The organism is Desulfobacteraceae bacterium (genome assembly GCA_022340425.1).
Classification (GTDB): domain Bacteria; phylum Desulfobacterota; class Desulfobacteria; order Desulfobacterales; family JAABRJ01; genus JAABRJ01.
In genome coordinates, this window is the sequence record JAJDNY010000149.1 from 1 (window position 1) to 9044 (window position 9044).

At 61.2% G+C, this 9044-nt stretch carries 5 protein-coding genes; all 5 read left to right on the forward strand.

The genetic code is table 11. The annotated features are described in order from the left end of the window. Nucleotides 1-242 (forward strand): diguanylate cyclase (locus LJE63_12935; GenBank protein ID MCG6907511.1); only part of this gene is annotated, 242 nt, incomplete at its 5' end. Between the two features lie 81 nt (nt 243-323). Continuing rightward, nucleotides 324-2789, forward strand: coding sequence for a hypothetical protein (locus LJE63_12940; protein MCG6907512.1), 2466 nt, complete (start codon nt 324-326; stop codon nt 2787-2789). Between the two features lie 199 nt (nt 2790-2988). Continuing rightward, nucleotides 2989-6072 carry a hypothetical protein gene (locus LJE63_12945; protein MCG6907513.1) on the forward strand — a complete coding sequence of 1028 codons (3084 nt, stop codon included), beginning with the start codon at nt 2989-2991 and terminating at the stop codon, nt 6070-6072. Nucleotides 6073-6541: 469 nt separating this feature from the next. Continuing rightward, nucleotides 6542-7696 (forward strand): OmpA family protein, encoded by a 1155-nt coding sequence (locus LJE63_12950; protein ID MCG6907514.1) that lies wholly within the window; start codon nt 6542-6544, stop codon nt 7694-7696. 264 nt (nt 7697-7960) lie between these two features. After that, nucleotides 7961-8662 (forward strand): arginine N-succinyltransferase, encoded by a 702-nt coding sequence (locus LJE63_12955; protein ID MCG6907515.1) that lies wholly within the window; start codon nt 7961-7963, stop codon nt 8660-8662. The last annotated feature ends 382 nt before the right edge of the window (nt 8663-9044 follow it).

The following is a 9044-nucleotide window of genomic DNA, read 5'->3' on the forward strand; positions in this document are numbered from 1 at the left end:
TCCTGCCGGGGTTGGACGAAACCCAAGCCTTGCAAAAAGCGCTTGAGATCCGATCGCGGGTCAAGGAGAGCATCTATGTCCTGAACCGCGGCATCCAGGTGCGCCTGCAGGCCAGTTACGGGGTGGCGACCTTTCCCCGACACGCCGCGGACTCAAACGGCTTGATCGCCGCGGCCGACCACGCACTTTTCGCCGTTAAGAAAGGCGGCAAAAACGGCGTCGGCCAATATCAGGAACCGTAGCCGGTGCTGCGCGGTGCAATCCCGCGGGCTGCCGTCCATCCCCTTGCGGGCCATCGCCTGTGACCGATGCCAGGAGCCCCCATGACTTTCAAAACCAAGCGTTTTCCCTTCTATGTCGGCATCACCACCCTGGTGACCATCATCGTGACGGCCTTGAGCGGCCTCTTCTTATGGATCAGCCACCGGGAAAGCAAAACGGCGGCGATCCAGATGGCCGACCGCCTTTTTTCGGAAATCAACACCAAAACCCTGCAACGCTACCGGTACGCGCTTGAATCCGTCGCCATGATCGTCGCGACGGCCGCGCGCATGCCGGGCATGGCCAGCACGCCGGCGGAAGAGGCTGCGGGACATCCGGGAACGGAGGTCATGCTGAACGCTCTCGCCTCGTATGATTTTCTCTTTTCCACCTACTGCGGCTATGACGACGGCAGCTTCATCCAGATCGTGGCCGTGAGGGACAAGCCGGCATTGCGCCGGCTGTACTTGGCCCCGCCGGGGACGGTTTATGTCCTGCGCACCATCCCGGCCGATGGGGCGGGTTCCCGTGCCCAGCGCTGGCGCTTTCTGGATCAAACCCGACAGGTGCTCGGGGAACGAGATGACCTGGACCCGGACTTCGATCCCCGGGTGAGACCGTGGTTCATCAGGGCCCAAGAAGAGCAAGCGGCCTTCTTTACCGCACCCTACATTTTCAGCTCATCCAGGCTTCCCGGCATCACCTGCGCCGAAAAGCTTCTCCACGGCGGCGGGGTGATGGGGGCCGACATCACCCTGGAGCGTTTCACCGCCTCCCTGGAGCGGCAGAGGATCTCCGAGCACGGCACGCTCTTTCTCTTTGACCGTTTTGGCCGCATCATCGCGCACCCAACGGAGAATCCGGTGGTCGCCGGAGACGGCCAAGAATTGCGTTTTCTGACCGATGAGGCATCCAAGGACCCGCGTGTCCGCGCCGTGGTCGCGGAATACCGCCGGGACTCGCAGGACTGTCCCGAGGGCACCCGGGAAATGCGGATCGACGGCGCGAATTATTTGGTGCGCTGCACCCCCCTCGACTCGGGGTTGAAATTCGACCAGATTTTGGCCTCTGTCGCCCCGGTGAACGATTTCACCGGTCACATCCGGCGGATGCAACAGCGCATATTTCTCTTCTCCGGTCTGGTCCTGATGGTGGTGCTGCCGCTCTCCCTGCTGATATCGCGCAAGATTTCAGGTGCCCTGATGCGGTTGGAAACCGAATCGGTCAAGATCCAGCGCTCCGACTTTTCCGAGTCCGAGCCCTTCGACTCCAGCATCAAGGAAATCCATTCCCTGATCACGACCTTTTTCCTGATGAAAGCCAAAATCAGGCGTCTGCTGGAGCAGCAGCGCAAGCTGTTCGACGATTTCACGAAACTGATCGCCGGCGCCATCGATGCCAAATCCCCATACACCGGCGGCCACTGCGCCCGCGTTCCGGTCGTCGCTGAAATGCTGGCCACGGCGGTCTGCGAAAGCGCCGCGGAGCCCTTCGCCGACTTCAAGATGGACGCGCCGGATCAACGCTGGGAGTTCGAGGTGGCCGCCTGGCTGCACGACTGCGGCAAGATCACCACCCCCGAACATGTGGTGGACAAGGCCACCAAGCTTGAAACGATCTACAACCGGATTCATGAAATCCGGATGCGCTTCGAGGTGCTCCTGAGAGACGCCGAAATCGACACCTACCGCCGGCTCCTGACCAGCGACGGTGACGAAGGCGCGCTGGCGGAGGAGCTGGCCAAGACCCAACAGCAGATCGCATCCGATTTCGCCTTTGTCGCCGGGTGCAATATCGGCGGCGAGTACATGGCCGACGAGAAAATCGCGCGTCTGGGGCGGATCGCCGCGAGGACATGGGTGCGCCATCTCGATGACCGCATCGGCATCTCCTGGGAGGAAGCGGCGCTCAAAGACCGCCAACCGGCGCCAAAGCTGCCGGTGGTCGAACCGCTGCTCGCCGACAAGCCCGAGCACGTGATCCCCCGCGCCGATAAAAACCCCTTCAACGACAACCCGTTCGGGTTCACCATGAGGGTCCCGGAGGCCCAGTACAACCTGGGGGAGCTCTACAATCTGAGCATCCCCAAGGGAACCCTCTCTCCCGAGGACCGCTTCAAGATCAACGAGCACATCATTCAGACCATCATCATGCTCAACCGGCTTGAGTTCCCCGATTATCTGGCGAACGTCCCCGAATTCGCCGGCGCCCACCACGAGACCATGATCGGCAGCGGCTATCCTCGCGGCCTGAAAAAGGAACAGATGTCGATTCCGGCGCGCATCATGGCGATCGCGGATATTTTCGAGGCCCTGACCGCGACCGACCGGCCCTACAAAACCCCCAAGACGCTCAACGAGGCCTTGGGTATCATGAGCATGATGCGCGACGACGGGCACATCGATGCAGACCTGTTCGATCTTTTTCTGCAAAGCGGGGTCTACCGGGCCTACGGCGAACGTTATCTGAACCCGGCCCAGGTGGACGCGGTGGATGTGGACGCCTATCTGTCCGCAACGCGTCCGTGATGGCCGGCGATGCGCCTTGTCAGCCTTGCACCGCCGACGAACGCCTGCAGCGACATGCTTGTTGACCCCGACGGAAATTCCTGGAATACTCATTGCCGCCGACGGCCGGCCTGCAATGTCCGGAGGTGCCGTCAGGCAGCTTGAAATCGCCCCCCCGAACCCGGAGACGACACCCCCAGCAGTATCAGACCGAGAGGTTATGACCGCCCAGCCCCCTGATTTGGATGCCTTCGAAGTCGAGGCGCCCCCACTGACCCTCAAAGCCGCCAACGCCGCCCTGCGGGTTCCCTGGTATTTCTTCGACCGCCGCGACCACGAGCTGATCCGCATCATCAACGCCGTCAGTGCCAGAAAGCACGACCTGGACTATATCCGCAAGCGTTACTACGGCTATTTTCACCCCCACGGCATCAAGGAGATGGCCGAATCGCGCAGCCTGAGGATCGCTTATGCCATGGTCCACCTGCTGGCCTCGCTGGAGATCGGCGCCATGGACGAGCGTCTGGCGGCCCTGCGGGCGCTGCGGGCCGAAGTGCTGGAGACCGCCGAGGGGCCCATGCCCAAAAACACGGCGCGGGTGCTGATGCAGATCATCAAGGAGGTGGTCCGGGCGCGTGGCAACCCGCTGCGCCAGCTGGAGCTGGCCCATGATTTCCGCATCACGGCTGCGGGCAAGCCCCGGCAGGTGCGCCGCCAGCTGCGCATCAACCATTTGCTGGAGATGCCCGAAGCGTGGAACCAGATCTCCTTTGACGACCATGTCCACGATGCCAACACCAAGGGCCGCAAGTCCTCCACCCACCTGGTCATGGACGCCTGGATCAAGGGCATCCGCCGCCTGCGGGTGGTGCATTACAATTATATCGAGCCGCGCTCGGCCGCCGAGTTGGCCGAAGCGGCGCGCATCATGGAGATCGATATCCGCATCGGGATCGAGTTCTATGCACCTTTCCGCGGCAAGTACATCAACCTGATCTGGGTACCGCGGGGCTTTCCCGACACCCAGGAGTTTCTATGCTTTCTCGAAGAACCGGCCATGGCCGCCCTCATGCAAGACGGCCGCCTGGCTTCGGAATACCAGCAGGCCCACGTGATGGCCTTGCTGGAGAACTTCAACCGAAACCACATCGCCAATCTGAACCGAACCTACGGCATCGATATGCCGCCCATCGAGGTTCGGGAGTTTCTGGCCTTTGTGGGGGTCGGTCAGAAGTCGACCCTGCACCTGGAAAAATTCATCCAGCAACAGCTGCTGGCGGCCATACAGCAAAAGGCAGAAGAACTTCGTGGGGCGTTTCCGGCCGCCGCTGAGGCCGAGCAAAAACGCATCGCCGCCTGGTTCGAGGAGATGGACCGGCTGGACCTGGAAGCCGTGGCGGCCGCACGCCTGACCCCGGCAAGCAACCCCGATGTGCCCGACCGCAGCGTCCCGTGCGACACCCCCGACACCCCCGCCCTGCTGGGGCTGCCGCCATCGGAGCTGCTGCAACGGCTCACCTCCCTGCAATCGGGCTATCGCATCACCTTGAACCTCTCCAACCTGGTGGTGGCCGATGTCCTCGAACTGCTCTACGACTGCAAGGGCCTGATCACCCGGCTGGAATTGTTCAACCTCAAGGATTGGGCCAGCGGCCGCACGCAACACATCCCCGCCATCAGCCACCTGCAGGAGGCCATCAACGACCGCAACCCCATCAAACTCAAGCGGGTGATCCTGGAAATCGTCCAGCAGGTCGAGGCGCACAACGACCCCGGCGAAGTTCAGCGCCTGGCCAAACTCAAGGCCATCCTGCACGACATCTCCTCCCTTCAGGCCTGGTATCATGGCAGACCGATCAAGGCCCGCATCGGCAGCGATTCCACCGGCCGTTCACCCAAGTTTCACGGCATGGGGCTTGCCGTGATCGAAACCCTGCCCCCCCGAACCCGCCGGCAGGTCAGGAAAGACATGGGGGCGGGCCGCGACCGCATCCCGATCCACTTCAGCGTACACCGCCGCCACACCTTCATCCGGGGCGCCGGCCCGAAAGAGGCCCTTGGAGGATGGGGCAGGTTCTTGGGCAGCGGACTTCTGCCCTGGTGGGTTTGGGCCACCAGGAAAGTCGACTGGGCCGTCCCGGGAGACGCCACCCGCATGTCCGATCATGGCAACGTGGTCACCCTGGGCGGGGTCGAAAAGACGGTCTGCAACGGTCTGGAGTTGACGCCGCCGGCCCGCGGGGCCCGCCGCAAGCCCTCCTGGCGGCATGTCAATTCCCACCTGCGCAACCTGCTCAAGGTGGCCATCGGCTTCGTGCCCGCCTTTGCGACTTTTTTCCTCACCAAGGATTGGTGGCTGCTGGCCTACCTGGGGGCCTTCATCTGGTTCGGGATCACCGGGGTGCGCAATATTCTGCAATCGGTCCTGGGCGGCGGTGGATTGCGGCGCTCGCCGCTGCTGCGCTGGAACGCTTACGTCAGCTGGGACCGCATCGCCGATTCGCTCCTCTTCACCGGTTTTTCGGTGCCCCTGCTGGACTACCTGACCAAAACACTGCTGCTGGACAACCTGCTGGGGGTCACCATCGCCACCCAGCCGGTGGTGCTCTACACCGCCATGGCCCTGGTCAACGGGCTGTATCTCTCCAGTCACAACGCCTTGCGCGGCCTGCCGCGGGCCGCGGTTTACGGCAACTTTTTCCGCAGCGCCCTGTCCATTCCAGTGGCCGTGGCCATCAGCATGGCGGCCGGCCAGGCGCTCTCCGCTGCCGGTGTGGGCATGGTGAACGACATCCTCCAAAAATGGGCCGCCATCATCTCCAAAACCGCATCGGACCTGATGGCCGGCATCATTGAAGGCACCGCCGACCGCCACCACAACATCCGGACACGCTTCCGGGACTACCGCCACAAGCTCTCCGAGCTGCTAGCCATCTATGCCCAACTGGAACTGCTCTACCCGGAAGCCAAAGCCTACAACCTGCTGGCGCCTTCCGAGCGCATGCGCCAGCGGACCAACCGCGAGGCCCGCGACCTGGAGAAAGTCGTCACGATCCACGCCCTTGACCTGCTCTACTTCTGGATGTACCAGCCCAGGGCCCGCAGCGCATTGGACCGGCTGCTCAAGAATATCAATGAGGAGGAGCGGCACCTGCTGATCACCTCCCAGCTCACACTCCTGCGCCAACGCGATATCAGTCAGATGTTCATCGACGGCGTGCTGGGCGATGACTTCGCCCGCGCCCTTTCCTTTTATCTCTCGCGCTATCCCGAATACCTGGAGGTCATGAAGGCCTACCTTTGAATACAATAAAACGACGGGGGGGAGAACTCGGGGTATAGTCGATGGCTGCCGCAAGCAAAATTGTTTAGGATATTCCCATTGCGCTCCTGTTGTAAGGTTATTATTATCCTTCAATCAATGTTTAACACACCCCTGAAAGCTATTTTCAGTTTGACAAACAAGTAATGTTTTGCAATAAATGCAAGCTGTGAACGTGGTCTTTTAATTAGTGTCGCCTCAATTGATGAAGGAATAGTTTGCTTTGGGCTTCCGGAACCGCCTCAAAAAACCTCAAAGCGGTAGATAAGACTCAAAAAAACCTGCGTTGCTTTTTTCACATTGCTGGGCATCAGCGGCGGGGATTATCTGTTGCCACAGAATGAAACCGCCGCCGCATTCATGGCGGCTTTTTGATAGCTTCAGCAGCTTAAGCCTGCTGGCACTATTTCCATCAACGGGCTGTGCCCACTCGAGAAGGAGGAGAAAAACCATGTTTAGACGCCTATTTTCTGTTTCCCTGATTCTGATGATGATGGGGTTGCTCGCAGCCTGTGCGACGGCGCCCCCGATGACCACGGAACCCTTTCAGGCCGCGCAGCTGGACAGCTCGGCTTTTGTTTCCAGCGTCGACACCTTTGTGATCTTGATGGATGCGTCTTCCTCCATGGCCGAAAAATACCAAGACATGTACAAAATCAGCCTGGCCAAGAAGATTGTCTCGGGCATCAACGCCACCCTGCCCCCCATCGATGCCAATGCGGCCCTGGTGGTCTTCGGTTCCGGGGAATGCTTGAACAAGCAGCACGCCCTGGCACTTTTTGGCCCGGCCCCCTACAACCAGAGCGAAATGGCCGCCGGCTTGGATTCCCTCAAGTGTGTCGGCGGGACCAGCCCGATGTACGACGGCACCGAGTTGGCCGGTCAGAAACTGCAGGAAAGCCTGGGCAAAACGGCCTTGGTGGTGGTCAGCGACGGTGAGGACATCAACCAGGAAAATGTCATGAAATCGGTCCAGGCCTTGAAAGACGCCATGGGCGACCGCCTGTGCATTTACACCGTTCAGGTGGGAGATGATGCCAAGGGCACCAGGCTGATGAAAAGTGTCGCCGAGGTCGGCGGCTGCGGCTTCGCCGTCAACGCCGATGAGATTACCGACCCCGACGCCATGGCCGATTTCGTGACCAAGGTTTTTCTGGCCCCGGCGCCCGTCGTAGTGGTCACACCGCTGGATTCCGACGGCGACGGCGTCCCCGATGACATCGATCAGTGCCCCGGCACGCCGACTGGCGCCAAAGTCAACGACGTGGGCTGCTGGCTGATGGCTGGCGACACCGTTCTGTTCGACTTCGACAGCGCGACCATCAACGACACCACTCTGCTGGAGGCAGCCCTGGTGATCTTAAAAGACAATCCGGAGATGACCGGCGAGGTCAGAGGCTTCACCTGCAGCATCGGCCCGGAAGCCTACAACCAGATGCTCTCGGAGAAACGTGCCAACGCTGTCCGCGATTGGTTCATCCAAAATGGCATCGCCGCTGAACGCATCCGCGCCGTGGGCTATGGTGAGACCAACCCGATCGCCAGCAACGACACCGAAGAAGGCCGTCGCAAGAACCGGCGCGTGGAGCTGCACCCCGACCTGTAAACCGGCACCGCAAAACAACACCATTCGCTTGCACCCCGGAGGAATCCACCGTGTTGACTATGGTGGATTCCTCCAGAACCGGCGTTTCGGCCGTTAAATGCAACAACCGGCTGGCTTCAGTCGGTTGTTGCTGTTTCAAAATCCGCCAAAGCGGTCGCCATCTCTCCTCTTCCCCGTCCGCGCCATCCCCGATCGCCTCGAACCGAAGGTTTTTTTGATCACCGCCCACAGCTTCTGGATTTGGGCATTTTGGGAGAAGTGAAAATGAAAGAAACCTCGCCCGATACCCGTTCCAGCAGCACCGGCCGCATGAAAACGATCGTCCTGGTGGTTGTGATCGCGGCGGTTACCTCTGCGGCCACCGTCTGGCTGATGAGCCGCCACCTCTTCCCGAAATCCTTCCAGCCGGTGACCCTGTCGCAAAAAGAGGAGAAAGCCCTCGCCAACAAGCTCGAGCGACTGGCCCCCAGACGCCCGCCAGCAGAGGCACCCAGTAAAATCCCTCAAATCCCTGACAACGGCGGCGCCAAGCCCCCGCCACTGGAACCCGAGGCCTACAACGAAACGAGCGCCTCCCGGGAGGTGAGCTTCTCCCAGCGGGAGATCAACGCCCTCATCGCCCGGAACACGGACCTCGCCCCCCGACTCGCCATCGACCTCTCGGAGAACCTGGCCAGCGCCAGGCTCCTGGTCCCCCTGGACCCGGACATGCCCTTCCTGGGTGGAAAGACCCTGAGGGTTTCGGCCGGGCTGGCGCTGCGCTACGCCGGCGGCAAGCCGGTCGTCATGCTCAAGGGCGTGAGCCTCTGGGGGGTCCCGATTCCCAACGCCTGGCTGGGCGGAATCAAGAACATCGACCTGGTGGGGGAGTTCGGCGCCAAGCCCGGCTTCTGGCAGGCCTTTGCCGCGGGGGTGGACGACATCCGGGTGGCGGATGGACGCATCACCATCCGCCTGAAGGAATGACTGCCCCGCCAAACGACCGGCTTCGCGAAGTCTAAAGCTGATTTTTGATGGGCAGCGGCCTGATGAAGCCCGAGCTGCAGCGCTGCCATAACCCGGTTTGGCGCTCTTTCGTGACGACGACCGGTTCACGGACCCTCCGGGTGGTTCAAACCAGCCGGTCGCGGTCGTCCAGCACCAACTGGTAGCTGTTCTCCAGTGACACCCCGCCGGTTCGCAATTTGCCTTTTTTATTGTCCCGCATATCTTCAGCCTGCTGAATTTGAGCACACAAATTCAAGAGCACCACCTATGACTCCCACCGCAAGCCCAATGCACCCGCACTTGGTCCACAGCGCTTCACGCGACGCGCTGCAGAAAAATTTGAACGCCATGGCCGCCGCCA

Coding starts and splice junctions, on each gene's coding strand:
- LJE63_12945 (MCG6907513.1), top strand. CDS start 2,989: ATGACCGCCCAGCCCCCTGATTTGGATGCCTTCGAAGTCGAGGCGCCC.
- LJE63_12955 (MCG6907515.1), top strand. CDS start 7,961: ATGAAAGAAACCTCGCCCGATACCCGTTCCAGCAGCACCGGCCGCATG.
- LJE63_12950 (MCG6907514.1), top strand. CDS start 6,542: ATGTTTAGACGCCTATTTTCTGTTTCCCTGATTCTGATGATGATGGGG.
- LJE63_12940 (MCG6907512.1), top strand. CDS start 324: ATGACTTTCAAAACCAAGCGTTTTCCCTTCTATGTCGGCATCACCACC.